Below are 26,507 nucleotides of genomic sequence, written 5' to 3'. Positions count from 1 at the left end.
GATGGAGCAACAGGAATTCCATAGCCAAAATTGGCTAATTTGCCCCCGGCATACCCCACCCCCGTGGAAACGGCATCACCACGAGGAGGCGGGTATCTCTAGTGCCCAGGAAAAGACGTACATTTATTATTCAGGAGCATGGATCATCCAAAACGGGGTTTTGAATGAACCTTCTTGAATAAAACTGCCTTTCTATTGTTGACATACTAACGCGACTTAATATACAAAGAAACCATAAGGAGGATCATATGATAAAAGGTCTCAGATTTTTGTTCGTACTGGTAGTCATCCTGGGTATTGTCGGTCCTGTAACGGCAGAAACCCCCGAGCGTACCGTCATCGGGTATGTGAATGTCATGGATGATGCACCGGTTCATGTAGCCTACGAGGCAGGCCTCTATGCCCAGTACGGTCTGGATGTAGAATTGGTGCGGTTTTCCAGCGGAACCGATCTGATAAAGGGCATCGTTACCGGGAGCCTGGATGTTGGTGTACTAGGCTTTACCAATGCCCTGAGTTGGGCCTCCCGGGGAGCGGACCTGAAGATCATTGGGGGTGCTCAGCGGGGCTACCACTCCATCCTGGTGCGAAAGGACCGGGGAATAACCGGGGTTTCCGGCCTGCGGGGCCGGAGTTTAGCATCCCAGAAGCAGGGATCAACGGCTGATGTGGTTCTCTCCAATGTTGTACTACCCGATGCCGATCTGACTAAACGGGATTTGACCATGCGCTATGTCTCCCCTGCTGTAGCAGTGCAATCCCTGGTAGCCGGCGGGGTTGATGCCGCCTTCTTGTTTGAACCTTACGCCCGAATAGCCCAGTACACCGCTCCGGTGGAAGAAATCTATGAGATCGGTGATCACTGGCCCTTTCCCTGTATGGTAGTCATAACCAGCGGCGAAACCTGGCGGCAGGACCGAAGCCGTCTTGAGGCGGTACTAGAAGCGCAGAAGGACGCTATCGAAATTCTGACCGACAACCCCCAACAGGCCGCCCGGTTGATCTCCCACTACTTCATCCAAGGCGATACCCTGGATACCCCCCAGGGACCCATTCCGGCAGTCCAGGTCATCGAGGAAGCCGTCCGTGCCAACACCTTCAACTGGCAGCTGACTGCCCAGGATATCGACCGGATATACCAGGTCGAGGGCATTATGCGCCGGGAGAACCTGTTATCCGGCGCGGTAAATCTGGATGAAATCCTGGATCTATCATGGCAGCAGGCAAGGGAATAATCACCAAACGGATCCTGGCCTACCTCGCTGTGGCCGCGACCATCGCAGGAGTTTGGCAGGGGGCTGCGGGACTCTTTCCCAGCTTCTTGCTGCCGGGGATACCCCAGGTATTTGCACGCCTGGGGACGATCCTTTCGAGCCGGGAATTTGCCGAGGCCCTGGGAATCAGCCTGGCCCGGCTGGGTAGCGCATACCTGACTGCAGCCCTGTCGGGAACCCTTTTGGGTCTGGCCTCGGGAATTCTCCCCTGGCTGCGGACGTACCTTCGGGCTCTGGTGTCGGTTCTGCAATCTGTGCCTCCCATAACCTGGGTACCCCTCTTGGTTATAACCATGGGATTCGGTGACGGCCCCATCATTGTCGTAGTTACCCTGGCCAGTTTTTATCCCATGGTCCAAAGCGTGATGAGCGCCGCGGAGCAGGTTGAGCCCCTGCATATCCGGGTGGCCCGGGCACTGGGGGCGGGAAAACTCCGGGTCCTGACAAGCATCTACCTGCCCGAGGTCTTTCCGTCCATCATCACCGGTGCGCAGATCAGCTTCGGCAATGCCTGGCGCGCCCTGGTTGCGGCGGAGATGGTCGCCGGGGTGGGTATCGGCCTGGGGTGGTCCATCACCTTTGCAGGGGAGATTGCCGATATGTCCGGTGTTTTGGCCCACATTGTGGTGATCGGGGTGTTTGCCGCCCTCATGGACCAGGTGGTCTTGGAACTACTGAAACGCAGACTATTGCTTTGGAGGTACGCTCAACATGAATAGCCAAGAAATCGAAGTCCCCCGGGGCAGCATCCGGGTGGAGGGTATCTCTAAGGTTTATGGTGATTTGAATGTCCTGGAACCACTCTCATTTTCAGTACAACCCGGACAGCTGGTCGCCCTCCTGGGCCCCTCAGGATGCGGAAAAAGCACCTTGCTATCCATGGTTGCAGGCTTGACCCCAGCCAGCGGGGGACGGTGTCGTTTATCCGGCAGAACAATGATGGTCTTTCAACAGGATGGGCTTCTCCCTTGGCGCCGGATTCGAAAAAATGTGGAACTCGGCCTGGAATACCGCGGCCTACCCCGGAAGGAACGCAGCACCCGGGCGGCCCAGGCCCTAACCCGGGTCGGACTAACAGGCTTTGAATCCTACTTTCCCGGACAGCTTTCCGGGGGCATGCGTCAGCGGGCCGCCCTGGCCCGCGCCCTGGTAATGGATCCGGATATCTTGTTGATGGACGAACCCTTCGGTGCCCTGGATGCCATAACCCGGATGCGGATGCAGCAGGATCTCCTTACACTCTGGGAGGAAGAAGGCAAAACCATCCTCCTGGTAACCCACGATGTGGACGAGGCCCTGATCCTAGCGGATAGAATCCTGGTATTGGCACCCAGGCCGGGCCGTATCACCCTGGATACCCCGGTTCTCCTGGACCGCCCCCGGGAGCCCGGAAGCGGTGCCTACGCCGAGCTTCGCCACCAGCTGCTATCCGCCCTGGGTCTCAGGACCGAACACTGGGCACCCTCAATATAGGGCCCGGGCCTAGTAATCGGTCTTCGTCTGGGTACCGGCCTGCCCATCCCGGGATCCATGGAACGCAGCTTCTCCCCGCTGTTCCTGAACGAGCCCGCCCCGGCGCCCCTATTCCGGGACGATTCCTCCGCCCCGGGGCGTAGAACCCGGGGAAAACCCGTGGTATCATGGGCCATGGCTCAGCGAATTACCATCAGCGAGATTGCCCGACTGGCCGGGGTTACCAAGGGAACGGTTTCCAAGGTACTCAACGGCCGGTCCGATGTGGGAGAAGAGACCAGGGAACGGGTTATGGCAATTGTTCGGCGCGTGGATTACCATCCGAGTTCGGCGGCGCAGTCCCTGGCATCCCGGCGCTCCAACTGCATCGGTCTGCTCCTGCCCCTGGATCCCGACCACCCCCTGGATGAGAGCTACTGGGCGGAGCTCATCGCCGCCACGGTGCACCGCTCGGCGGAGGCAGGGTATTCCATTATCCTCCTGAGCCCCCGCCGGGGCAGCGATACCGGCCCGATCTACGAGCAGGCCCTGCGGTCCCGGCAGGTTGACGGCATCATCGTCATTGCCGAGCTCCTGGATCCCCGGGGAGCCCGGCTGCTCCTGGAATCGGAAATTCCCTTCGTTACCCTGGGGCGCACCCAATCCTTTGAACATTACCGGGTTGATACCGACAACCGAGAAAGCGGCAGAATGGCTGCCCGTCATCTGGCTGCCTCGGGGTGCCGGATCCCGGGCATCATTACCGGCCCCCGGGGGTTGGGGTACAACCAGGAGCGTCTGGATGGATTCATGGACATCCTCGGCCCGAAATGTCTCCAGGCGGAGTCCAGGGATTACCAGACTTCCAGCATCCGGAAGGCCATGGCCTCTCTCTTTGGGGGTGATTCCCATGCCCCCGGGCAGATTCCCGACGGGCTGTACATCTCTGCCGGAGGGAATCTCATGTTCAAGTCTCTGGCCTGGCTCAGGGAGCACGGGCATTTGAATCACCCTGGAACCCTGACCCGCACCGACCATCCCCACGGTTCCGAAAGCCGCCCCGAAGCCTCCGGAATTCCAGCCTTGGAGACCCTGGTAGTGAACGACGACTACGAGTACCTGGACTTTTTCTACCCCCCCATGGCGGCCATCCGTCAGCCCGTGGAGGCCCTGGGATCCCAGGCAGTGGATATGCTTCTATCCCTCCTGGAAGGTCGGCCCCCCGAACAGCCCCACCGGCTGGTCCCGGGAAGTCTAAATATCCGTTGACAGAGCCGGGAAAGCAGCGTATTCTTGTACCATAATACGAAACCGGTTTCGGAATTGAGATCCAGAATGATTCCACTAGGAAGCGCTGCCTCACCCGTGTGCCGGTACGGAGGTGGATGTGGGAAACGATTACGATGCCCAGGTGCTCAGGTGGATGGCCGACGCGGCCCGGAAGGAGCTGGATGAGAATATCCTTCCGTACTGGAACCGCTACGCCGTGGATCGGCATAACGGAGGGTTTTTCGGGCTCATCGATGGTCAGAACAAGGGCGATCCCGGGCATGCCAAGGGGCTGGTAGCCCATGCCAGGTTTCTCTGGACCTACGCTGCAGGGGCCCGCACTCGGGACACCCGGTGGCTGGAAACCGCTGAGTACGCCGAAACCTACCTGGACCGCTGGTTCTGGGATACCGAGCACGGGGGGTTCTTTTGGTCAGTACGGGGGGACGGCTCGGAACCGGTGGTTTCTAAAAAACAGATCTACGGCCAGGCCTTTGCCCTCTACGGCTACAGCGAGCTTCTGCGGAATCCTGAGTTCGGCGGTCCCGGGCGGGAACCCCAGGAGCTCCCCCGGACTCGCCCCGCCGAAGGACCGGGCCGGAATGCTGAGGTTCGTACCGGAGAGAATGCCCGGGGCCACCAAGAACCCCCATCTGGCGCTTCCCAGTCCCGGGAACCGGGGGGACTCAGCCGGCTCCCCGAGGAGCAGCGAATCCAGGACATCCGCCGGCGCTGCGGAGAAATCTTCCGGCTGCTGGAGACCTACGGGAGGGACGGGGTGCACGGGGGGTACCGGGAGGCCTGCGAAGCCGACTGGAGCCCCGCCAAGGACCGCCGGCTGTCCCCGGTGGACATGGACTGTGAGAAGAGCATGAATACCAATCTCCACGTCCTGGAAGCCTACACCAACTACTACCGGATTGAGCCCACCCCACCCGTGGCCGAGGCCCTGGGCTCCCTGATCCGGACTATTGCCCAGCGGGTCGTTCAGGGTGACCACCAGGGGCTGTTTTTTACCGAGGACTGGTCGCGCCTGGACCGGGCGGTGAGCTACGGCCACGATATCGAGACCAGCTGGCTGCTTATGGAGGCTGCAGAGGTCCTGGGTGATTCCAATCTCCGGGGGGTAGCCTCCGAGGTTGGCCGGCGTATGGCTGCGGCGGTGTACCATCGCGGACTGGATCATGCCGGTTGGTGGCTCGCCAATGAACATCACGATCCGGATAAGCCCGAAACCCGGGATACGACCCGGATTTGGTGGGTCCAAGCCGAGGGGGCTGTGGGGTTTCTCAATGCCTACCAGGCCACCGGGAATCTGGACTATCTGCGGGCAGCCGAGGGCGTCTGGCGGTACTGCCTGGAGCACCAGCGCGCCGAGAACGGCGAATGGCATTGGGCCCTGGATGACCAGGACCGGCCGGACCTTACCCGGGAGAAGGGCGGTCTCTGGAAGACCCCCTACCATAACGGCCGAGCCTGCATGGAAATACTAGAACGAAGCCGGGCGCTCCTGGCTTCCATAGAGGAGAAGTCCTAATGATGACAAGAGAAGAATGGAATAACCGGCTTGCCGCCCTACGGGCGGAATTTGAGGCCGGGGTGAACCGTCCCAACAAAGCACTTCTGCCCGGGAACGGGATTTATGAGCGCTTTCAACACCCCGTGGTAACCGCAGATTCCGTACCCCTAGAGTGGCGCTACGATTTGCGGTATGAGACCAATCCGTATCTCATGCAGCGCCTGGGAATTAACGCGGTGTTTAACGCCGGCGCTATCCTCTGGAAGGGCAGGTACCGCCTGGTCTGCCGGGTAGAGGGCTGGGATCGCAAGAGCTTCTTCGCGGTAGCGGAGAGCCCTACCGGTACGGACACCTTTACATTTATCGGAGAACCCCTGCTCTTTGACCCCCCCGGGAATGCTGAGCAGGAAACCAACGCCTACGATATGCGACTGACCCAGCATGAGGACGGTTGGATCTACGGCATATACTGCGCCGAGAGGAAGGACCCCGGGGCGGCCCCGGGGGATACCAGCAGCGCCACCGCTACCGCCGCAATCCTACGAACCAAGGATATGGAATCCTGGGAACGTCTGCCCGATCTGATTACCCCCAGCCCCCAGCAGCGTAACGTCGTATTGCACCCCGAATTTGTTCAGGGCCGGTACCTACTCTACACCCGGCCCCAGGACGGATTCATCGAGACCGGCTCCGGGGGCGGGATCTGCTGGGGGTTGACCGACACCATGGAGGGTGCCGTCATAGCCGAAGAACGGCTCCTGGATCCACGGGTCTACCACACCATCAAGGAGAGCAAAAACGGGGCCGGAGCCCCGCCCCTAAAGACCCCCCAGGGCTGGGTTCACCTTGTCCACGGGGTGCGAAACACCGCGGCAGGCCTCCGGTATGTGGTCTACGCCTTCATGACCGCCCTGGACGACCCCACCCGGGTCATCGCTCGCCCGGGTGGGTACCTCCTAGCGCCGGAGCAGGACGAGCGGGTGGGTGATGTATCCAATGTCGTATTTATTAACGGCGCCGTCGCCGAGCCCTCCGGCCGGGTTCTGCTCTACTATGCATCCAGCGATACCCGGATGCATGTGGCCGAGACCTCCCTGGAACGCCTGGTGGACTACTGTCTGAACACTCCCGAAGACGGGGTCACCAGCCGGGGTTCGGTTCTTCAGCGTATAGAACTCATCCGGGCGAATCGCTAAGCCTGGGTTCTGGTAGGATCATACCTTACGCTCTTCGTGGGCTCACGGGTAAGGTATGATCCTCTAAAATTCTTAAGAATGGTAATTAGCACCCTCTCCGTTGGGTACCTGACAGTTAACTCGATGGAAGTGTCCGAGAAGCTTGAGGTGTGCCCTGGCTGGAGAACAAAGCACTGAGCGTTTTTCATAGCTTAGGAACTGTTAGGTGGAGGCAGTTTCCATCCCCTGGGCGTTAGAATCCAGCAAAAAAAATCAAGAAGCCCCGGTCTACTCCGCGTACCATTCCCTACAAGGAGTAGACCATGATTACACAAAACACTATGCATACAACCCTTCAGGCTCTTAAAGAGCAACGGATTACCTGCCAGGAGCTGACAGCAACATGCTTTCAGCAGATTGAAACGGTTAACCCCGCAATTAACAGCATTGTTACCCTCAACTATAGGGAAGCAATGGCCGCGGCAAAGATCTCGGATGAACGTATCAAAAAGGGAAATCCCCGGCTTCTTGAGGGCATTCCAATTACCATCAAGGACCACTTTGCCACAAAAAACCTCCGGACCACCAACAGCATGAAAAGCTTTGCGCAACAGGTTCCGGATTTTGATGCCACGGTGGTGGCCCGCTTACGGAAGGAGGGGGCGGTTATTCTTGGCAAGACAAACCTACCCTTTATGGCCATGGATTTCCAAGCAAACAGTCCCATCTTCGGAGTAACGAATAATCCTTGGGATGTAACGCGGACATCCGGGGGAAGTACTGCCGGGGCTGCTGCAGTAGCGTCCAACATGAGCTTCCTCGAGGTTGGGAGTGATTTAGCTGGTTCCATTAGAATTCCAGCTCATTTTTGCGGTGTTTACGGGTTACGCCCGACTGATTATGCGGTTTCTCGATACGGTCTACACCCAGGAGGACCAAAAACAGGGTTCCGTCCCCCCAGAAACATGGCGGTTCCGGGGCTTGTGGCCAGATCCCTCGAGGATCTCACCCTGGGGGTATCGATCATTTCCGGACCCGATGCCTTTCAACCCGAGCTGGGATATCTCCTCCCCCCCGAACAGAGCAAGCTCAAATTCCTTTGGACAGACTCATGGCCGGGCATTGAGGTTGATGATGGCTATAAACGTTCTATTAGGGATTTTATCCGCCGCTGTGAGCACACCGGTATTACTATGGTACAGGTGAGTGAACTCCCGATGGATGTTTTTGAATGTTATAAGGTGTTCGGGGCACTGCTGAGCCTTGAATTGATGAACCTTCCCCTGTTCCTGAGGATGTTGGTTAAGTTGCAAAATAAAAGGGTAAACGGTTTTTCCCTCATGAATACCCAGGTTTCTACCAGCCGAAAGACCTTCGATACCTGGATGATAAAACGGGAAAGTCTTATGGCCAGACTTGAGGCTTTTCTCGCAGAATATGATGGTTTCATCTGTCCGGTTACCGCAACTGCGGCACCGAAACATCTTGACCCGGGAAAATCTCCAACCCTATTACATGACCCGATGAAAATAGTTACAATGAACGGTAATTCCGTTCTATATGGTCAAGCCATGGCAGGGTTCACCGTGCCCTTTAGTGTAACGGGCAGTCCGGTTGTTTCGCTTCCCATCGGGCTTGTAGAGGAACGGCTTCCCGTTGGGGTACAGGTGGTGGGTCGGCGATTTCATGACTTATCACTTCTTCAAGCCTGTAATGAACTAGAACGCCACACAGGATCTACTATGCCGATAATGGAGAAATTCTTTGGCTAATCCGGGAACCTATGAGGGAAATATTCAACAGGCCCTCCACTACATAGAGGAACGGCTGTTCTCCTCCCTCACCTTGGATGAGATTGCAGACAAAGCACATATGTCGAGCTTCCATTTCCACCGGATGTTTCAGTTTGTAATCGGGGATACTGTAAAGGACTATATCACCAAGCGGCGGCTATCCGAATTGAAGGATGAGGTTCTCAACTCAAACATCAACATTCTGGAAATCGCGCTACGGTGCAGATACAACAGCCATGAAGCCTTCACCAGGTCTTTTAAACGCTGTTTTGGCATATCTCCAAAGGCCGCGCGAAAGAACAGCATCATCCTACCGGAATACCCTCCCTTCGAAGGGAGGGTCTTTACCGAAAATTTTAGCATTGCGCCTGTCTCGGGTCCTCGTTTTATCGAAAATCCGGGTATCACCCTGATGGGAATCTCGGCGGATGTAGAATTAAGCGGATACCGGGTTTCGAGAGATATTATGAACATATGGAAGCTCTTTTTCTCGAAACTTCCCAGGAAAACCGGCCCATCACGGTTTTATGGATGTTGTCGTATGGAAGGAAAAACGAAAATACATGAGGGTGAGGTCTTTAATTACTTTGCCGGGGTGGATACAAATGAGGTCTCCGACCCTCCAAACCTGTATACCGAGAAAACCATTCCCCCTCACCGTTACGCGGTGTTTACCTATCACGGCCCAGTACGACGAATACGGGATGCCCATAAGTTTATTTATGCCAACTGGCTGCCCTCTTCTAATGCTCAGATTGCCGACGATTTTAGTTTTGAATGTTATACCAAAGAATCCCGCCCTAAGGAGCTGGATTCCTACTCAGAAATCTGGGTTCCTGTTACCTGCCATGAGGCATCTATGCTTCACGGGTAGAAAAGTCCGGCCGGATACCAGAACCTGTACATTGTGCGCAAAAGGTTGTAACTCCTTACCCTGACGAAACCATCCCTGGGTTGGTTCCCGACCTGCCCCACTATATCTGGCCTAGGTTACAACCTTTTGCGCACTACAAAAAACTCTCGAGAGAAATGCGGACGATGGATATGGCCTAACGTCAGATAAAAGGGATATAATGGCGCACGCTTTTGAATTGATGTAGAGCCAATTACAGAAGCCATGTGCAATTGGCATGACCAATAATGGGACAAACACAGCCTGTTGGCTGGATTCATATTACCGTTTTTTCGGAGTTTCCAGAGCAGTTCACCTCCATGACAGAACAATTAAATCCCTTCGGAGGGCCTGCAGGGGCCCAAACGGCGAGTCGAAACCCTGTGAAGCTGGTGGGAAATACCGATTTCAGCAAGTCTCCCTGTTCCTCCTGCGGCGGAGCCCCATGCTGCCGCCATCTGCCCCTGGCAGAATTGCGTGTTGATACCCGGGAAGACCTTGAACGCCTGGCAGGGTTGTCAGCCTTCCAGGGGATCCTACCCGCCCTCAGGGAAGACGGAAACTGGTGGCTCTTCCTCCGCCGGGATTGTCGGTTTTTAACCAGCACCACCGGAATGTGCTCCATTCATAATACCCCGGAGCAGCCGCGCATTTGCAGCACCTACAGCCCCTATACCTGCTGGTACCGCCGGGCATTTCCCTCCCTCGGCACCCTGCCCCGGACGCCTGAACCCGGGCCCATCGGTGCCAATACCACTATGATCCAGTTCAACCCGGAACGTCTGGAGTGGCTCATCCAAGCGATCGGCTATTCCGGACCGGAACAATCTATTCAGAAGGTTCCCGGCTGGGATGATATGATACGAATTATGGAGCAGATTCCCTTGCTACCGGCCCCAGCCCTGGAGCAACCCGCAGCCCTGCCAACCCTTCCCCTGGACAGCACCGGGCAGAATCTACCACCCATCCTTGTAGTGCCCCCCGGCCGTCCGTCGAACCGCCGACACCTTGATCTGATCCGATTCCGGTTAGGTTTTCCGGGGATGGCATTTATCGGCCAGGGCGATTCCTGGGCCTTCTGCTTACCCCTGGACCTTTCTGCCGGTATTTCCTCCCAGCTGGGCCGGAAAATCCTCACCAACCTTCATAGCGGCTACCTGGATACAGCCATCGAGAAACTCCCCGCCCTGACCCGCAACCTGCTCTACCGCCCGGATCTGCAGGTAATTACCGGCAGCACCCTCCACCTCCTTGATCAGTTCTTCCCCGAGCCCGAGCCGAATCCCCAGGACCCGATGATCAAAACCCCGGCCTAATTCGCTCTAGGAACTGACAAAACCGGCGGTAGGGTGGGTATACCCACATCACACAAACAACATCTAGGTCTTACGCTCCCCCCTAATACGATACCCATTGACGCCGATAGAAAATAAACCTGGTTCGGCGTGCTGACACATTTTTTTCTACCATACACCCACTATTGTTGACTTAATAACGTTACATAGTTATATATATAGATAGGAAACCCAAAGGAGGTACGACCATGCGGAGCCCCAAAAAACCGGTAGCAGGAATTACAGGCCTGCTTCTCATTATTGCATCAGCCCTCGTGTGGGCCGGAGGCAGCCCGGAATCGCCAGGGCAACAGCCCCCTCCCGGGGCGTCGGGTACCGAAGCACCCGCATCGGACAATTCCGCCGGGGATTCAGAGCAACCCCTGTTAACCCTCCAGGTTGCAACGATGCCGATTCTACCGGTAAGCCAGTATTACATTATTAAAGACCAGGGCTGGGATCACGATGCCGGCCTAGACTTTCAGGCCACTGTTTTTCAAAGCGGACCTCCCATTGTTCAGGCCCTGGGGAACGGGCAACTTGATGTACAGTTCTTCGGTATCGGCCCGGCTATGGTGGCTGCAGGCCGGGGTCAGGATCTTCGGGTGGTGGCGAGCCTTATCGTCGAGCAGATGAGCTTTCTGGCGGATAGCGGATTGGCGGAATTCTGGCAGGCCCAGGATCCCGGCGGCACCTTCGCCCGATTCCGCGAGGCTAGGGGTCGACGCGCGAAAATCGCGACCTTCCAGGAGGGCAGTGTGCCCCATGTGGTGTTGTTATATTGGCTGGAGGAGATCCTCGGTGCCGGAACCGAGGATGTGGAAATCCTCGGCATGGGTGCAAACGGGGTTCAGCAGGCCCTGCTGTCCGGGGCGGTGGACGGTGCATCCACCCTGGAACCCATCGTGACCATTGTGCAGGACCGCCGACCGGATATTCGGGTTCTCGCATCGGGAAGCGAACTCTTTCCCAACCAGCCCGGTGCCGTGGTGACGGTTCGCCAGGCAGTACTGGACGAACATCCCGGATTGGGAGCCACCATCGCCGGGTTAGTAGAGCGGGCAACCCGGTTCATCCGGGAAAACCCGGCAAAGGCCGCGGAAATCCTGAGCCGTACCCTTGGGGGAGGCCTGATAGACCAGGGTCTCATTGAAAAGGCCGTCCGAACCAGCATCCCGAGCTTTACCGCAGATCCCCGGGTTATCCTGGAAAGCGCTAAACGGATGCACAACTTCCAATTAGAGACAGGCAGCCTTGCAGCCCCGGTGGATGTGGATCAGCTCATTCAAACCGAGCATTATGAACAAGCCATACAATAAATCCTGGACCGAACTGCTCCTGTCCGCCGCTGGGCTGGGAGGGTTCATACTGATTTGGGAGCTGAGCGGCCGAGCAGGATTGCTGCCCGGAACCCTCATACCCCTGCCGAGCCAGGTGCCTCAGGCCCTGGCCCGGGAGATGGCCCTGCCCGGAATCGGACTTCCCGGGGGATTATGGATGGCCAAGGTACTCCAGAGCCTGGGGCACTACCTTCGGGGGGTTCTGGGGGGCATCGGCGCAGGGGTGATCCTCGGACTTACCGCAGGATCATTACCGAAACTCGCTGCCCTACTCCAGGGTCTGGTCCGGCTGCTTCGACCCATTCCCCCCTTGGCCTGGATCCCCTTTGCCATCATCTGGTTCGGCATTACCCCCGCTGCATCGGCCTTCATTATTTTTGTGGGTGTATTCTGGATCAACTTCCTGAGCACCCTGGGCACAGTCCAGCACAGCAATCCGGATTTTCGGGAGGTCGCCCATGTCTTCGGGTTCGGGAGATTTTTACCCCGGCTCCTCCACGTCACAATCCCTGAAAGCCTGCCGGGAATGCTCACTGGAATCCGGACCTCCCTGGGGATGGGCTGGATGGCCGTGGTGGCCTCGGAGCTCTTCGGAATCCCCGGGATCGGGGAACGGATGAACCAGGCGGCGGGGCTCCTGGCGACGGATATTGTCCTGGTATACATGCTGACCATTGCAGGACTCTACACCCTATTTGACAGCGCCTTTTCTCTCATTCAACGGAGGCTGACCCGATGGCTACCCAAGGAATAACCCTCTCAAACAGTTCCATTACCCTGGGAACAGGAGGGCAGCGGAAAACTGTGTTCAAAGACTTCAGTCTGAACCTGGAACCCGGACAGATTACCGTTCTCCTGGGCCCCTCGGGGGTTGGAAAATCCACCCTCCTCCGCTGGATAGCCGGTCTTCTGCCCGCCGCAACCGGCGGAGTATCTGTTCCAAGTCAACGCCAGGGATTTGTGTTCCAGGAACCCCGGCTATTCCCCTGGTTGACCGTCAGGCATAATATAAAGATGGGTCTCTACGGCCTGGGTCTGACCCGGCAGCAGCAAAAAAACCGGGTAGACGAGGTTCTGAGCTTGGTGGGACTAACAACCGAGGCCGCACGCTGGCCCCACCAGCTCTCAGGAGGACAGAAGCAGCGTGTTTCCCTAGCCCGGGGGCTGGTCCGCCGGCCCGACCTGCTGCTCATGGACGAGCCCTTCAGCGCCCTGGATCCGCAAACCCGGACCACCCTGCAGAAGAGCCTCATTGCCATCCAAGAAGAAACCGCCACCACCATACTCTTCGTAACCCACGATACCGAAGAAGCCGTACGGTTGGCCCACCGCATCATCATGCTTGCCGGCAGCCCTGCAGCCATAACCAAGGATTTGGAGATACACCTCCCCCACCCCAGGAGCGGAGCCCACCCCGACTTCCGCAAGGACCTTCAAACCATCCGGGCCGAATTTGATGCCCTGGCAGGGTACGTCATATAATAGAAATATGACTTTTGATGTAATCATTATCGGTTCGGGCACAGCCGGTCAGAGCGCTGCTATGCCCCTGGTTGAAGCGGGACTCTCAGTAGCCATGGTGGATGAACGGGACTTCGGAGGCACCTGCGCCATGCGGGGGTGTCAGCCGAAGAAGTTTTTGGTGGAGCAGCGTGATGTCCTTGCCGCTTCCCGGGATCTGGTTTCCCTGGGGATTTCAACGCCCCCTGCATCGGACTGGGATGCTCTCATGACCGCGAAACAGGCCTTCACCGGGAATGTCCCGGGAAAAACCCGCCACATCATGGAAAAGGCCGGCATCACCTGTTTTCAGGCTGCAGCCCGGTTTACCGGCCCCTCCACTCTGGAGCTCGGCCCCTCGGAGCATCCCCGGGCGAACCAGGAATCCCGCACCGCAAAAAAACAATCCCTAAACGCCAAATACATCATCGCCGCCACCGGGGCCGATCCCCGGATCCTGCCCATCCCGGGGATAGAACACACCATAGACAGCGAAGACTTCCTCAACCTTGCCACACCACCCGAGTCCATGCTCACCATCGGGGCGGGGTATATCGCCCTGGAATTCGCCCAGATCATGGCAGCCCAGGGCTGCCGGGTAACCATGCTTGATCCCCTGGACACCCCCCTTCCCCAGTTCGACACCGACCTGGCCCAGGCCCTCATGGCCGCTACCCGGGATCAGGGCATCAGAATCCTCTTGGGACGGGCAGTAACAGCCGTTAAAAAAACCGCCCGTGGTCTGGAGATAACCGACTCCCAGAACCAGACCCATACCGCCCAAACCGTCCTGAACGCCCCCGGCCGGATCCCCCGGGTTCAGAATCTCGGCCTGGAAGCAGCCGGAATAACCCCGGAAAACCAGGGAATTCCCGTCAACGGCTTCTGCCAATCCCCGAGCAACCCGGATGTCTACGCCCTGGGCGACTGCGCCGCCCCGGCCCCCATGCTCGCCCCCCTGGCAGACCTTCAGGCCAGAACCGCCGCTGCCCACATCATCTACCGCGAAACCGGCGCGTCTGCCCCGGAAGCCCTGGACTACCAGATTATCCCCACCACGGTCTTTACCCACCCGCCCCTTTCGAGTGTGGGGCTGACCCAGCACCAAGCCGAACAACGCTTCGGCTCCCCTGCCTCCGGTCACGCACCCCGGCCCGGGGCCGCTCAATCTCCCGACGGCTCCGGGAAGCCCGACCCCCAGGAAAAGGACGCCATTACCGTCCGTCAAGGAAGCATGGCACGGTGGGTAAGCAACAAACGCATCGGCCAGACCCACGGCTACTACAAAACCATCGTCCATACCGCCACCGGAAGAATCCTCGGCGCCCACATCCTGGGCCACGCAAGTCCGGATTCCATCAACCTCATCGCCCTGGCCATGACCGCCGACATGCCTGCCCAGACCCTAAAAAACCTTCCCCGGGCATACCCGACCTTCAGCGATGAGATAAAGTACATGTTCTGATTTCAGGCCATTCAACTCCGGGGCGCAACCGCCATCCATGCAGGACGTCGTGGGCAAACGATGGCAGCAAGGCCCATCAGCGGTTCCTCGACACTGATTCCTCGACGCTGGTTCTTCGACGCTGGTTCTTCGACGCTGGTTCTTCGACGCTGGTTTCCCGACGCTGGTTTCCCGACGCTGGTTCTTCGACGCTGGTTCTTCGACGCTGGTTTCCCGACGTTGCCCCTCCATCCGGTGCCGTTTGAGGATGTTGCGGGTTAGGATCGACATCCCCGGGAATACAGCATCTGTCAATTGGGTTCCCGGCGGATGGTGCTCCCGGATGAACAAGGGGTCTGGTGGGCTTGAGATATGACAATCACCTATGACCCCAAGCCGCACCGGGAGCAGAAGCCCACTGGGGCCCCCTCGGGCCTCACTGGGGCCCCCTCGGACCTCACTGGGCCCCTGGAGGCCTATTTAGCTCCCTCGGGCCTACTGGGCCCAATCGAGCCTCACTGGGCCCCCTCCCGGAGCCCCTCGGGCCACCACGACCGGGTTCGGTTTGCAAAACGAACCAGGGCGAGCATCACCGGCACCTCCACCAAAACGCCCACCACCGTGGCAAGGGCGGCCCCCGAATTGACCCCAAACACCGCCACAGCCACAGCCACTGCCAGTTCGAAGAAATTACTTGCTCCGATCATCCCCGCGGGTGCGCTGATGCAGTGGGGAATCTTCCAAACCCTGGCCCACAGGTAGGCAAGACCGAAAATGAGGAAGGTCTGAATTACCAGGGGCAGGGCGATCAACAAAATATGCAGGAGATTATCCACCAGGGTCTGTCCCTGGAGACTGAAAATCATCACCAGGGTTAACAACAGCCCCACAGGGGTAACCACCGAAACTTTGGGCAGAAGCACCCCGGTGAACCACTCAAGCCCCCGGCGGCGCACCGTGGCCCAGCGGAACAGCCAGCCTGCAGCCAAAGGAAGCACCACAAACACTACCACCGAAAACAGCACCGTATCCGCGGGAACCGGCACCGAGCCCAGGGACAACAGAAACATAACAATCGGTGCATAAGCCACAATCAGAATCAGATCGTTAATTGCCACCTGCACCAGGGTGTAGGCGCTGTCCCCCTTGGTCAGAGCGCTCCAGACAAACACCATGGCAGTACAGGGTGCGGCCCCCAACAGCACGGCCCCGGCAAGGTACTCGTTGGCAAGCTCCGGGGGCAGGAAGGCGCGGAAAATCACCCTAAAAAAGAGATAACTCAGGCCGTACATGGTAAAAGGTTTGATCAACCAGTTCATCACCAGGGTCACCACCAGCCCCTTGGGTTTGCGCCCCACATTTCGGAGACTGGAAAAATCAATCTTCATCATCATGGGCAGAATCATCAGCCAGATGAGCACCGCAATAGGAATATTAACCCCCGCGTATTCCAATCCACCCAGAAACCCCGGCACCCCGGGAAGCAAGATACCAATCAGCACCCCCAGGGCGATGCAGAGGGCAACCCAGAGACTTAGAAATTTATCAAAAAAGCCCATACTAGTTATTCCTTTCTTTTTTTATGGTGATTCTAATGCCCGGCGCCTCAACAACAGCCTGCCGAACCGGTTCGCCAGCCCTCCACAAATCCCTCTACCTTCGCCCGAATGAGATCCCGGATAGGACGCACCTGAATCAGCTTTTCCTCCAAGCTGCCCTGAACCGCCGAGGGGTCCGGAAAGGGCCAGTGTAGCCGCTTCTTCTCCGCAGGAAAGATGGGACAGGCCTCCTTCGCCTCGGGATCGCACACCGCAATAACATAATCGAAGCTCCGCCCCGCCTGATGCAGATCAAAAACACTCCGGGTCTGCTTCCCCTGGATATCAATACCCTCTTCCCCCAGCAGCTCCACCACCACCGGATTCAGATTCCCCGGCTCTATCCCGGCGCTCTCCACCTCGAATAGATCGCCCCCGAAGCGTTTTAGATACTCCTCAGCCATCTGGCTCCTGCTTGAATTATGAATACAAATTACCAGAACTCGCGTTTTCGATTTTCCTTCCATGATCCTCCCTTCCTTATGATAGTTTTCATGAGCAGCTGATGGAACCTACCTCGGATTAAGGCACAGCACGGGAATAACAAGACCCGCTCATGCACTAATCACAGGGTACATCCTCGTGCCCCTGACGAATCTCTTCTACAAACCTGCTGATACGCTCTTTTATGGCATCCCGCAGCTCCCGCACCCGGTTCAGTATCTGGGTCTCCGTGCCGGTAAAGGCAGCAGGATCCGGGAAGGGCCAATTCAACCGGCGGACCGGGCCGGGAAAAACCGGGCATCCCCGTTCCGCCTCCCGGCTACACACCGTTATCACATAGTCGTAGGTGTAACCCCGGCGGTAGATATCCGCCACCGCCCTGGTCGGTTTTTTGGAGATATCAATCCCGTCTTCCTTCATGGCCTGCACAACATAGGGATTCAGATTCCCGGGAGTCAGTCCTGCGCTGACGGGCAAAAACAAATCACCCCCCAGGCTCCTGAAATACTCCTCGGCCATCTGGCTGCGGGCCGAATTATGCACGCATACCAGGAGCACCTTCCTCCTGGGATCATCCCTGCCCTCTTGGTTGGGGTAGGTCACCTGAATTTGTTCCCGATCCCGGAGAACAAACCGCCATCTCAACCGCTCCCAATCATAGAACCAGTCTGCCCGGCCCGGGGGTTGGGAACCATCCGGATTCTCCCCCGCGCTCCCGGGATCGGGCTGGGAGCTGGCGCTTATAACCCAGGCTCCGAGTTGCTGTACCGCCGGAGTATCCCCAGCCCGGAGAAATACCAGCTTTCCCCGCCGGGACTCCTCCGCCAGGCCGGCAGCCCGCAATACCGAACTTGCCCGGCTCACGGTGTACTGTGGTTTACGCAGGGCATCCACGAGCTCACACTCACAGACAAAGCGTCCTGCCAGAACCAAAAGCCGGAACAGCCGCCACCGGGTTTCATCCGCGAGGGCCTTGTGGATGGTCACTAACGATTGCATACTTGCATAATACTGCATACGTTAAAGCCTTGCAAGCCAGAAGCGAATATATTAGATTTTCGCTCATGAATAATCCACGCCAGCCCGAACCACTGCCCGCCAAATCCCCTCCGGAACCGCCTGCTTCGACCCGGGCATTTCTCAAGGATGTATTACTATGCTCCCTGGGCGCCTACGGCGGCCCGGAGAGCCACCTGGGGGTCTTTCTCCGGCAGCTGGTGGAAAAACGCGGCTACTGCACCGAAGACGAGCTTCTGGAGCTCAATGCCCTTTGCACCATGCTGCCCGGCCCCAGCAGCACCCAAACCATTGTTGCTCTCGGGCATAAGCTGGGCGGTCCCCGGTTAGCCGGATTAACCATGCTGGTCTGGGCCCTGCCGGCGGTCATTCTTATGACCCTGGCCAGTTTTCTCTATACCTACCTGGCTCGCCTGGGTTTTATCCAGGACGTAACGCGGTTTTTGGCTCCCATGGCCGTCGGGTTCGTGGTGTTCGCGGGTGTGCGGATTACCGGCAAGGTGCTTAAAACCCCGGGGGATGTGGTCATTTTTGCTGTTTCGGCAGGGGTTACCGTCTTCTACCGTCAGCCCTGGGTGTTTCCCCTGGTACTCCTGGCTGCCGGGGGCATCGGAATCCTCCGCCCTCGAAAGAATCCCCTCACCCGGAACAGCCCTAGCAGCCCGGTCAAGGCGCCCTGGGGTTACCTGGCGGCCTTCGCCGGTATAGCCCTGGCAGGCATTAGCCTGGCCGCCCTCCTGCACCAGCCTCTAGTGCAGCTCTTCGAGAGCTTCTACCGCTACGGATACCTGGTAATCGGCGGGGGCCAGGTTGTGGTGCCCTTGATGCAGAGCGAATTGGTGGATGGTAGAGGGTATATGACGAATCAGGAGTTTCTGTCCGGTTTTGGATTGGTACAGGGCCTTCCCGGGCCCATGTTCAGCTTTGCGGCCTACGCCGGAGGGATGGCTGCCAGACCCCTGGGGACCTTGGGGCAGGTCGGTGGCGGTCTGATTGGGGCTGTGGGGATTTTCCTGCCGGGGCTCCTCCTGCTGTTTTTTATCTACCCCCTCTGGCAGCGGTTCCGCAGCCAACCCGTGATCCAGCGGGCCTTGGAAGGCATTAAGGCTGCAGCAGGAGGCCTGGTTGCCTCAGCAACCGTGGTTCTGTTAGCAGCCCAGGGCATCTCCCCCCTGCCCCTGGGAGTGACCGCTCTGAGCACGGGATTACTGCTCTTCACCCGGCTGCCACCCCCTCTTCTGGTCATGGGGAGTATCATCGCCGGGATTATGGTACAATAACCTATGATGCATATGATGGGATTTTCCCTTGTCTCTATGTTTTTTCCCCTGGCTCTCCTTGCCGCAGGCGGAATAGGATTGGCGCTGTATATCCGCCGTAGGCGGAGGAAGGATGCTCCCCGGCTAACACAAGGGGACCTCCAAGCCAGGATCTTCCGGGTGGCCCGGGAACACCGGGGCCGGCTCACGGTCAGCCAGGCAGCTGCTGATCTGGGTATGAGCCCTGGGGATGCAGAGGCCCTTCTGCTCTCGGTAAGCGACGGCCTACGGGTAAAAACCGAGGTAAGCGACCAAGGTCTGCTCTACTTCGAATTCACCGAGCTGATAGAAGGCCCGCCGAATCCCTCGGGTCTCTAGGGGGATTCAGTTACCACCGCGTCCTGGACCTGGGGATTCTGCACGGTTTGCCGATCCAGAACCACCGTGCTCGCCAAGAGAACGAGAATGTACCCCAGGGCAAAAACCGGTAGCAGCCAGAATCGGCTTTCTCCTGCGGCTAGGCCGAACAGGGGGGGCAGGACGGTGGAACCCACATAGGCCAGGGCCATCTGAAAGCCCATGATGGCCTGGGAATGTTTAGCCCCGAAGCGAACCGGCGTTTCATGCAGCATGCAGGGGAATATGGGAGCACAGCCGAGTCCAATGAGGAGAAAGCCCGTAAGCGCACCCGGCAGGGAAAGAGGCAGAAGCATTAAAATCACCCCAAACAACACAAGAACAGCCCCGCCGCGGATCATTGCCCGGTTGGAAAGCCGGTAGGTCAGAAATCCCGTAAGAAATCTGCCCGCAGTAATGCTGGCGTAGAACAGGGACACCCAGGTTGCTGCTTGGGCGGGATCCAGCCCCCGGGACTTGAAGAGATACGACCCGCCCCAGAGCCCCATGCTCGCCTCAATGCCGCAGTACACCAGGAAGGTGAGCATCGCAAAGCCCACCCCCCGTATCTTCAGGGCCGCAAAGAGGGGAATATGCTCATGATCATGACCCCCGCCCTCGGCTCCGGCGCGCACCCGCACCCGGGACCACAGGGGAATGGCAGCGATGAGAACTACCACCAGCACCACCTGGAACACCCCCACCGAGGCGTATCCGGTTCGCCAGGGAAAGCCCTGGTACAACAGGGCTGAGAGTACCAGAGGACCGCCCAGGGCGCCGACCCCCCAGAAACTATGGAGCCAGCTCATGTGCCTGGATTCGTAATGGCTTGCAACGAAGGAGTTCAGCCCCGCGTCCACCGAACCCGCACCGAGTCCCAGGGGTAAGGCGGCGGCCAAGAGCCACCAAAAGGACGGGGCGATGGAGAATCCCAGCAGCGCCAGGGCCGTCATACCGACACTCACCGCCGTTACCTTTCCGATTCCGAAGCGCTTCAAAACCGCCCCGGACACCATGCTGGACACAATGGTTCCCCCGGAAATGATAATCTGGGCCAGTCCTGCCAATCCGTAGGGGACCCCGAACTCGGGCTGCATGACCGGCCAAGCGGCCCCCAGCAATGCATCGGGTAACCCGAGACTAATGAACGAAACGTAAATCAAAACAAGAAGCAGCGTTGCCATATCCTCTCCTTCATATTCCGGGGCGCCCTTGGTTTCTCATCCACCCCCGGGATTCCCCGGACGATGAGACGGGCTTCCGGGAACCTACTTGGGGTTGTCTAATAGTTCTAGGGTGATTCCGATGAGCCCCTGCTCAAAATCTCCGCTGAAATCTCCGGGACACAGGATCTCCGGCAGCTCCATGTCCCGGGGTAGGAGCTTCCTGCACCGTGCAATGATTCCCTCCCGGTAATCCGGGGTCAGAAATTCCCCGTAGAGCACCACGCTCTGGGGATCCACCACCGCGACCAGACTTACCACCACCCGGGCCGCAGCAGCAATAAAATCATCCCGGGAATCCGCCAATTCCGGCCCCCACGCGATCCCCAGGGGTAACCATGCTACCTCACCGGCAAAATGGCGTGCCCCCTTGATGAGCCGTCCGTCCACACGAATACCCGCCCCCGGGGGATACTTCCGGGGAAAGTAGATGCAGACCTCGGAATGCCGGGCGTCAGCCTGGATTCCCCGGCCGAGAGCAGCGGCATTTACGTCGTTCTCCACCCGCACGGGCCTGGCGAACCTGCCGGTCAGCCGCTCAACCAGGTTAACTCCCCGAAAAGCCGGATAATCCAGGGCGACGATGGTACCCCCCAGCTCAATGCCAGGAACCCCGAAGCCCAGAGCCCCGATGGACGGATCCTCATCGAGAATGATAGCCACCTGCTCTTCCAGATTTTCCGGGGTTATCTGCCCCAGGGGCACATCCCAGCGGCCGACCACGCCGCCCAGAAGATCCACCACCCGGAAACACAGGGTATCCACGCCCCCGAGCTCCCGGGAGAACACCGCCAGGCCGTGCTGAAAATGGCCATTAAAGATGAACTGCTGGGCCGGCCTCCCTCCCTCCGAGGGAGCCAACTCTCCGGGAAGCACCCTCCCCTCATGGATGAGCTCCTGGATTATGCTTCCCACGGTTACCGCGCTAAGACCGGTCTGCTCTGCTAAAAACCGGACGGTACCCATCTTCCGGGCCCGCAAGGCCTCTAACACAACCCGGGTATTGCGATCCTTCATGGTCCGAGCATTTGATCCGTGAACTTCCTGGAACTTCATAAGACACTTTATAAATGTACTTTAATAAGTTGTCAAGCCAGGGGGTTAGGCAATTCCGGTATACACTAGACAGCGCCGGGCTTGGCCCACCGGGGGAGAACCCAGCGGGTGCAGTACCGGATGCGACCTGCTTGGAGCACCCCGAGTCCCCGGTCCTCCCCGGAGCGGTCGGTTCGACACAGGGCGCCCGGAATTCCCGAAGTGCCCCGAACCCTCCGACCGTCCGGAGTTCTCGTAGTTCCTCGTGTACCCCGGGTTACACCGAGGTACGGAAGGTTTCCATGAGCTGGGCTACCCGGGCAATATGCTCCGACAGGGTAACCACCGAGGCGTTCAGGTTCTGCATGGCTGTGGAGATTTCCGAGGTTCCCAGATCGATCTCGCTCATGCTGTCCAGCACCTGGGATGAAACCTGGTTGGTCCGGCCGGCGGATTCTGCGATCCGGGTTCCGCCCCGGGTAATCCGGTCCGAACTGGCCTCCACCGCCGAGGTTGTCTCCCGGAGACTCACCACAGCCCTACCGATTTCCTGGGCACCCGTAGACAGTTCCTCCATGGCCCGGGCAATCTCATCAAAGGCCTGATGAACCTGGGTAATTTGGGTCTCAATATCACCGTAGAACGCATCCACGCTGTCGGTGAACACCTTCAAACTCTGAATATCCTGGGAATTTTTCCGGAGGCTCGCCTCAATCTCCTTGGCATTCTCCGCGGCTGATTCCGCCAGCGCCCGGATCTCCTCAGCCACTACCGCGAACCCCTTCCCGCTCTCCCCGGCGTGGGCCGCCTCAATGGCCGCGTTCATGGACAGAATATTGGTCTGGGAGGCGATGTTGTTTATCACCAAAATCGCATCCTGGAGCTGCTCAATAGCCCCGGTCAGCTCATCCACCTTCTCGGTGGTAGCCTGAATCTCGCCCCGCCCCTGGGCAGTGGTTCCCTGGAGGGTCTCCAGGGCCTGAGCCTTCTCCTGGGTTGTACGAGTGACACTCTGAATGGATGCTATCATCTCTTCCACCGAGGCGGAGGACTGCTCCACTGCCGAGGCCTGATCGCTGACCCGGCCGGAAAGCTCCTCCCCCTCCCGGGCTATCTCCTGGGCTGTTTGGTGTGATTCTAATGCCTGACCGCTCAACTGTTCTATCTGCTGACGAACCGAGCGTACCGTGGCAGCAATCTCCTCGGAGCTTGCCGAGGTCTCCGCCGCTCTGGCTCCCACCTCGATACGCTGGGAATCGGCCTCGCGGATGGAGCCCTTGGCCTCCGCGATCAATCCCCCAAGAGATGCTACAAAGCGGTTGAATGCCTCAGCCACCCTGCCGACCTCATCCCGGCGCTGAATCTCCAACCGGGCCTGTAAATCCCCTCCCCCGGCGGCAAACTCCTCCAACCGGGCCTGCAGAACCCCCAGGGGTTTCAGGGAGAACCAGGTAACCAGGTACAACACCGCAACTAATAGTACCATCCCCCCCAGGGCAAGGGAGACGCCAACCCGGGTAATCTCCTCCGCAGCTCCCGTTATGAACTCCTCGTCGGCCTCCAGGAACACCCACCAGCCGTTCTCCGCCCGGCGGGCGATGCTCATCATCCGCCGCCCCTCCCGGGTATAGGTGAAGACCTCCTGGGCATCCGAATCATCCCCAAACCACCGGGCTACGGCGGGCTGCTGGGAATAATCCACCAGATCATCCGAGGATAATTCGCCGGAATCGCTATGGGCGATCAGCAAACCCTGGTCATTCACAATAAAGGTTTGCCCACCCTCCAGGGTATAATTCGCCACAATCTGGGACATCTCGGTTAACCGGGATGCAACAAGAAGCACTCCCGCAATACCACCCCGGCGTAAACTCTGCTCACCCGGAGCCATGATGGGAAAGCCGTAGGCAACCGCCGGTGCCGGGGGTGTAAGGCTGCGACCCATGAGAACCTGTCGGGCCACCGCCCGGCCCTGCATGGCCTCGGTAAAATACACCCGGTCCGCCCGGGAACCGCTTCCCCGCTCACCGTCCTGGGTAATGAACACCGAACCCTGATCATCAATGGAGTACAGGGTGTAGGCGTAGGTGTCCAAGGCCTGGAACCCCCCGGTAAAGGCTTGCCCGTGGGCTTGGGCATCCATCGCCCTGACCCCGGGAATCCCTGTCATGGTCCGGGCAGCCGTGGTAATGACCTCTTCCCACCGGTCAATATCCCCTGCGGCTGCTGAGGCAGTCTGGCGTATATCGTGGGTGGCGGTTTCTAACAGGCGACTGCGGGACATAAGGGTCAGGGTGCTGATAAGCCCCCCGAGAACAAGTACAGCGATGGTTCCAGCGATAAGGCTGATGCGGGCGCGAATTCCCATGAGATCCTCCGGTGATAGGGTTCCGGCCTGTCTGGATTGGTACGGTGGACAGACCGGAGGTCAAAATTGGTTTCTAGTAGCAGCGCGTACACATTCTTTTGCGCACTCGGTATCCCTTAGCATACCGACTATATTTTCCTGGTGCAATTAGGGATTAATTTCATAGCACGCAAAAGCCTGTACCTCTTTGGGCCCCCAGCAATCCAGCGCACATCCCCATCTCACGCCGAAGTGTACTACGGCACCTAGGTTCCGAAGTACACCCCGGGGTTACGCCACTCCATATTCCAGGTCTTCAACTCCTCCCCTCACAGGGACAGCTTGCGGTGATTGGGGGTGTTGGACTCCCATTTTTATAGAAGTAAGATTATATCTTGCTATAAGTTGTAAGCGCTGGGATGGTTTTTCAGGGCCTGTAATGATTGGTGTTTCTTATCGGGACCTGATAGTCCCGGGCCAGCTGGAACCTCATCATGTTGAAAAACGAAAGTACCGGTTCAGTTCTAATTTGAGATATACATGGTCTTTTTATCCCTGCAGGCCGTAAGAACAACTTTCGCTTGAGTTTCTTAAAGTATGCCTTTCGCGATTCTTTATATCCTTATGATTTTAGTAAAACCCACATTGACAAATGTCCATTTCTAGTGGTTCTTAGTAGTTTTACAGAGGTGTTACCTTATGAGAAGCAGGCTAACAATAAGGAACCATGAGATGGGGGGGAAGCTTAAAGCCTCCTGGTGGATACGGTGTTGTACTGCTTTGGGATTATACGTTTGCCCAAGGCCGGAGGCATTTTTATGCCAATTTCAACAGTGATTCCAAGGTGACTATACTTCCTTTTGCTTGGGAAGTAAAAAAGCCCCTCCGGGATTTATAGATTAAGCAACCTTTTTTCTGTAAATTTCTTTAAAAGCAGGGCGATCATTAGACTCGGGTAAGTACCGTTTTTCATTCTGCCATTGATCGTTCTGTTCGATCAGCATGGCCGCCGCAAGGCGAAGCAAACTATCGGCATTAGGGAATACGCCTACGACCTTTGTTCGCCTTTTTATTTCTTTCATTTGACGTTCAGCCAAATTTGAGGTTCGTAACTTCCTCCTGTGGTTTTCCGGGATATGAAATACGCTTAATCCCTCCCGGAGATTTTCATCAGCCCACTGGGCAAGACGGGGCTGGGTCTTCTCATACTTTTCTACCAGGCTCTGCAAGTACCTTTCGGCGTTCTGTTCATCTGGGGCATTGAAAACCTTGCGGATTTCCGCCGCTACCGCCGGGACATCGTCTTTCCTTGTCACGTAACCACGAGCATTTTGCTGCAAGTGAAATTGACACCGTTGCCACAAGATTCCAGGAAACACAGCATCGATAGCTGCTCGAAGACCCGCATGGTCATCACTGGTAATCATGGTCAGACCATGGAGCCCTCTACGAACCAGGCCTTCTAGAAACGATCGCCAATTTACCTCCGCTTCGCTATTGGCTACTTCTGTGCCCAAAATCTGACGTTTGCCTTCATAATCGACGCCTATGGCCATCAGTAGGGACTGTTTGACCACTTTCGAGCCTACACGCACTGATTCATATGTAGCGTCGAGCACGAGATACTGTATTTGTCCTACCGGCGAGGATCGCCAGGATGTTGCCTCTTCATCCAGCTCCTTCGCCAATCGACTTACCTGTGAGGAGCTCACCTCGGTGCCGCATAGGATTTCTACGATATCTGAAACCCGTCTAGTACTGACCCCTTTTACGTACATCTCGGCTATCGCAAGTTTTAAGGCTCGTTCACTCCGAATACCCTTTTCGATACAGCTGGGATAGAATTCCAGTCCGCGGACTTGAGGTATCTTGAGTAATACCTTCCCGGTAGCCAAAGCCAAGGTTTTGTTCTTAAACCCGTTGGCGTAGCCCATTCGATCTTCGGTCCGCTCATAGGGTTCGGCCTGAAGGGTTTTGGCTCGCTCAAGTTTCATTGCTTCGTTCACTACCTTTTCTATCACCTTAGAAAATTTACTGTCTTCCTTGGTGGCTAACATTTGGATCACTTGCTCTAAAAGTGTATACTCTGATTGGTAGGCCATCGGGCTCTCCTTATGGTTTGTTTCGTCACTTACCATTTGAGCCTGATCGGCCTGCTTTCTTCAACCTAATTTACAGAAAGAATTGTACACCAAC

22 protein-coding genes are annotated in these 26,507 nt (G+C 57.6%); 15 read left to right on the top strand and 7 right to left on the bottom strand.

The annotated features are described in order from the left end of the window. Positions 1-248 precede the first annotated feature (248 nt). From DC28_RS06050 to DC28_RS05990, 13 genes are all read left to right on the top strand, one after another. The gene (locus DC28_RS06050) at positions 249-1,235 is read left to right on the top strand and encodes an ABC transporter substrate-binding protein (RefSeq protein WP_081942003.1); all 987 of its coding nucleotides are present in this window, start codon (positions 249-251) and stop codon (positions 1,233-1,235) included. Beyond that, a complete protein-coding gene (locus DC28_RS06045) occupies positions 1,214-1,993 on the top strand; it encodes an ABC transporter permease (protein ID WP_037546900.1) in 780 nt (259 codons plus the stop codon). The genes DC28_RS06050 and DC28_RS06045 overlap by 22 nt, the downstream gene beginning before the upstream one ends. Then, complete coding sequence (locus tag DC28_RS06040) at positions 1,986-2,747, top strand: ABC transporter ATP-binding protein (protein WP_052078534.1); 762 nt, start codon at positions 1,986-1,988, stop codon at positions 2,745-2,747. The genes DC28_RS06045 and DC28_RS06040 overlap by 8 nt, the downstream gene beginning before the upstream one ends. A gap of 57 nt (positions 2,748-2,804) precedes the next feature. Next, positions 2,805-3,995, top strand: a complete 1,191-nt coding sequence (locus DC28_RS06035) for a LacI family DNA-binding transcriptional regulator (protein WP_037546899.1) — start codon at positions 2,805-2,807, stop codon at positions 3,993-3,995. A gap of 118 nt (positions 3,996-4,113) precedes the next feature. Continuing rightward, entirely contained in the window at positions 4,114-5,532 is a 1,419-nt protein-coding gene (locus tag DC28_RS15355) for an AGE family epimerase/isomerase (protein WP_052078533.1), read from the top strand. Continuing rightward, the gene (locus tag DC28_RS06025; protein ID WP_280938009.1) at positions 5,532-6,710 is read left to right on the top strand and encodes a glycoside hydrolase family 130 protein; all 1,179 of its coding nucleotides are present in this window, start codon (positions 5,532-5,534) and stop codon (positions 6,708-6,710) included. Before DC28_RS15355 ends, DC28_RS06025 begins: the two co-directional genes overlap by 1 nt. A gap of 302 nt (positions 6,711-7,012) precedes the next feature. After that, a complete protein-coding gene (locus tag DC28_RS06020) occupies positions 7,013-8,461 on the top strand; it encodes an amidase (RefSeq protein ID WP_052078532.1) in 1,449 nt (482 codons plus the stop codon). After that, entirely contained in the window at positions 8,454-9,356 is a 903-nt protein-coding gene (locus DC28_RS06015) for an AraC family transcriptional regulator (protein WP_037546897.1), read from the top strand. Before DC28_RS06020 ends, DC28_RS06015 begins: the two co-directional genes overlap by 8 nt. A gap of 338 nt (positions 9,357-9,694) precedes the next feature. Next, a complete protein-coding gene (locus DC28_RS06010) occupies positions 9,695-10,690 on the top strand; it encodes a YkgJ family cysteine cluster protein (RefSeq protein ID WP_156104598.1) in 996 nt (331 codons plus the stop codon). Between the two features lie 227 nt (positions 10,691-10,917). Next, positions 10,918-12,027 carry an ABC transporter substrate-binding protein gene (locus DC28_RS06005; protein WP_052078531.1) on the top strand — a complete coding sequence of 370 codons (1,110 nt, stop codon included), beginning with the start codon at positions 10,918-10,920 and terminating at the stop codon, positions 12,025-12,027. Beyond that, positions 12,008-12,802: an ABC transporter permease gene (locus DC28_RS06000; RefSeq protein WP_052078530.1), complete on the top strand. Its 795-nt coding sequence runs from the start codon at positions 12,008-12,010 to the stop codon at positions 12,800-12,802. Before DC28_RS06005 ends, DC28_RS06000 begins: the two co-directional genes overlap by 20 nt. Continuing rightward, on the top strand, positions 12,784-13,530 hold the full coding sequence (locus tag DC28_RS05995) for an ABC transporter ATP-binding protein (RefSeq protein ID WP_052078529.1): 747 nt from the start codon (positions 12,784-12,786) through the stop codon (positions 13,528-13,530). The genes DC28_RS06000 and DC28_RS05995 overlap by 19 nt, the downstream gene beginning before the upstream one ends. A 7-nt stretch (positions 13,531-13,537) precedes the next feature. Continuing rightward, entirely contained in the window at positions 13,538-15,013 is a 1,476-nt protein-coding gene (locus DC28_RS05990; RefSeq protein WP_037546893.1) for a dihydrolipoyl dehydrogenase family protein, read from the top strand. A gap of 494 nt (positions 15,014-15,507) precedes the next feature. On the opposite strand, the gene arsB is transcribed toward DC28_RS05990, so the two are convergent. The 3 genes from arsB to DC28_RS16205 all read right to left on the bottom strand — a co-directional run bounded on the left by arsB (position 15,508) and on the right by DC28_RS16205 (position 18,033). Continuing rightward, positions 15,508-16,551, bottom strand: a complete 1,044-nt coding sequence (gene arsB / locus DC28_RS05985; protein WP_037546891.1) for an ACR3 family arsenite efflux transporter — start codon at positions 16,549-16,551, stop codon at positions 15,508-15,510. Positions 16,552-16,598: 47 nt separating this feature from the next. After that, a complete protein-coding gene (locus DC28_RS05980; protein WP_037546890.1) occupies positions 16,599-17,057 on the bottom strand; it encodes an arsenate reductase ArsC in 459 nt (152 codons plus the stop codon). Between the two features lie 94 nt (positions 17,058-17,151). Then, complete coding sequence (locus DC28_RS16205) at positions 17,152-18,033, bottom strand: arsenate reductase/protein-tyrosine-phosphatase family protein (RefSeq protein ID WP_081942021.1); 882 nt, start codon at positions 18,031-18,033, stop codon at positions 17,152-17,154. A gap of 65 nt (positions 18,034-18,098) precedes the next feature. Between DC28_RS16205 and chrA the strand changes: the two genes are divergently transcribed. Both chrA and DC28_RS05965 read left to right on the top strand, forming a co-directional pair. Further along, a complete protein-coding gene (gene chrA / locus DC28_RS05970; RefSeq protein ID WP_081942001.1) occupies positions 18,099-19,331 on the top strand; it encodes a chromate efflux transporter in 1,233 nt (410 codons plus the stop codon). Between the two features lie 12 nt (positions 19,332-19,343). After that, on the top strand, positions 19,344-19,688 hold the full coding sequence (locus DC28_RS05965; protein WP_156104597.1) for a hypothetical protein: 345 nt from the start codon (positions 19,344-19,346) through the stop codon (positions 19,686-19,688). On the opposite strand, the gene DC28_RS05960 is transcribed toward DC28_RS05965, so the two are convergent. From DC28_RS05960 to DC28_RS05945, 4 genes are all read right to left on the bottom strand, one after another. Then, positions 19,685-20,890 carry an MFS transporter gene (locus DC28_RS05960; protein WP_037546885.1) on the bottom strand — a complete coding sequence of 402 codons (1,206 nt, stop codon included), beginning with the start codon at positions 20,888-20,890 and terminating at the stop codon, positions 19,685-19,687. The genes DC28_RS05965 and DC28_RS05960 overlap by 4 nt on opposite strands. An 84-nt stretch (positions 20,891-20,974) precedes the next feature. After that, a complete protein-coding gene (locus tag DC28_RS05955; RefSeq protein ID WP_081942000.1) occupies positions 20,975-21,985 on the bottom strand; it encodes an ROK family protein in 1,011 nt (336 codons plus the stop codon). 256 nt (positions 21,986-22,241) lie between these two features. After that, the gene (locus DC28_RS05950) at positions 22,242-24,332 is read right to left on the bottom strand and encodes a methyl-accepting chemotaxis protein (RefSeq protein WP_037546882.1); all 2,091 of its coding nucleotides are present in this window, start codon (positions 24,330-24,332) and stop codon (positions 22,242-22,244) included. An 878-nt stretch (positions 24,333-25,210) separates the two neighbouring features. Continuing rightward, the gene (locus DC28_RS05945) at positions 25,211-26,413 is read right to left on the bottom strand and encodes an IS256 family transposase (protein ID WP_037545877.1); all 1,203 of its coding nucleotides are present in this window, start codon (positions 26,411-26,413) and stop codon (positions 25,211-25,213) included. Between the last annotated feature and the right edge of the window lie 94 nt (positions 26,414-26,507).

Origin of the sequence: Spirochaeta lutea (assembly GCF_000758165.1) — a bacterium.
In the GTDB taxonomy this organism is placed as follows: Bacteria; Spirochaetota; Spirochaetia; order DSM-27196; family Salinispiraceae; genus Spirochaeta_D; species Spirochaeta_D lutea.
Note: the sequence above shows the minus strand (reverse complement) of the source record. Positions and strands in the feature narration are given on the sequence as shown.